The sequence below is a fragment of the Zavarzinella formosa DSM 19928 genome, assembly GCF_000255705.1.
GTDB classification, from domain to species: domain Bacteria; phylum Planctomycetota; class Planctomycetia; order Gemmatales; family Gemmataceae; genus Zavarzinella; species Zavarzinella formosa.
Genome location: NZ_AIAB01000533.1, coordinates 1 through 1,676 on the forward strand (window position 1 = coordinate 1; position 1,676 = coordinate 1,676).

Here is a 1,676-nt window from a genome sequence, read left to right on the forward strand (position 1 = left end):
GTCGGGTCGAGGCCGTTGAAGTTCGGATCGGAACTGACGGCCACGCCAAGGATGATCGAATAGGTCTGGTTGCCGTCGGCCACTTGGTCATCAACGCCGGTGATGATGACCGTCTGAGGGATGTTCCAATTGGCCGGGGTGAACGTCAGTTGAGTGACGGAGGCTGTTCCTTCGCTCGTGTTCGATGAACTGACCGGGATCGTCACATCACCGGTCGGCTGGCTGTTCAAGACTACCGTGAAACTGGCCGTTCCCCCGGATTCCGTCGTTGTGGCGCTGCCGATGACAGCCACCGAGACACCGGCGGTATCGTTGTCCAAATTTGTCAGGGGCACATCGGCCGGATCAAGCCCGTTGAAATTCGGGTCGGCGCTGGTGGCGGCCCCAAGGACAATCGTGTAGGGTTGATTGCCATCCTGAACCTGATCGTCCACACCGGTGACGATGACCGTTTGGGGGATGTTCCAATTGGCCGGAGTGAAAGTGAGCGAAGTGGTGTTGGCCGTTCCCTCGGCGGTGTTCGATGAACTGACCGGGATCGTCACATCGCCGGTGGGCTGGCTGTTCAGTGTGACGGTGAACGAAGCCGTTCCCCCGCCCTCGGTTGTCGTCGAGCTTCCGACCACGACGGCCGAAAATCCGGCGGTGTCGTTATCAAGGTTGGTCAAAGACACGTCGGTCGGATCGAGGCCGTTATAGTTGGGGTCTGTGCTGGTCGCGGCCCCAAGGATGATCGAATACGCTTGGTTGCCGTCAGCCACTTGGTCATCAATGCCGGTGACGGTCACCGTCTGCGGCACGTTCCAATTCGCCGGGGTGAAAGTGAGGAAGGTCTTGTCGGCCGTTCCCTCGCCCGTGTTCGACGAGCTTACGAGAATCGTCACATCAGCGGTGGGCTGACTGCTGAGAGCCATCGTGAAACTGGCGGTTCCCCCGGCTTCACTGGTGGTGGAACTGCCAACAAGAACCGTTGAGAAGCCAGCGGTGTCGTTGTCCAAATTGGTCAGGGGCACATCGGCCGGATCGAGTCCGTTGTAAATCGGGTCGGCGCTGGTGGCGGCCCCAAGGACAATCGTGTAAGGCTGGCTGCCGTCGGCCACTTGGTCATCAACGCCGGTGACGGTCACCGTCTGGGGCACATTCCAGTTGGCCGGGGTGAACGTCAGGGAAGACGTGTTGACGGTTCCTTCAGCCGTGTTCGAGGAACTCACGGGGATGGTCACATCAGCGGTCGGCTGGCTGTTCAGCGTGACATTGAACGAAACCGTTCCCCCGGCCTCGGTCGTGGTCGAGCTTCCAACGATGATGGCCGAGAAACCGGCGGTGTCGTTGTCCAGATTCGTCAGGGCCACGTCGGCGGGATTAAGGCCGTTGTAATTGGGGTCCGTGCTGGTGGCGGCCCCGAGGAGGATGGTGTAGGGTTGGTTGCCGTCTTGCACCTGATCGTCGACGCCGGTGACGATGACCGTCTGGGGCACGTTCCAGTTGGCCGGGGTGAACGTCAGAGAAGACGTGCTGACGGTTCCTTCAGCCGTGTTCGATGAGCTGATTGGAATGGTCACATCAGCGGTTGGCTGGCTGCTGAGGGCCATTGTAAACGATACAGTTCCCCCGGATTCGGTGGTGGCTGATGACCCGCCGATGATGGCGGTGGCCACTCCGGCGGTGTCGTTGTC

1 protein-coding gene is annotated in these 1,676 nt (G+C 60.4%); it reads right to left on the reverse strand.

Annotation, left to right across the window (positions count from 1 at the left end; all coding sequences use genetic code 11):
* Positions 1-1,676, reverse strand: a 1,676-nt coding sequence (locus BGIM_RS0100515; RefSeq protein WP_020467890.1) for a beta strand repeat-containing protein, incomplete at both ends; no start/stop codon positions are given.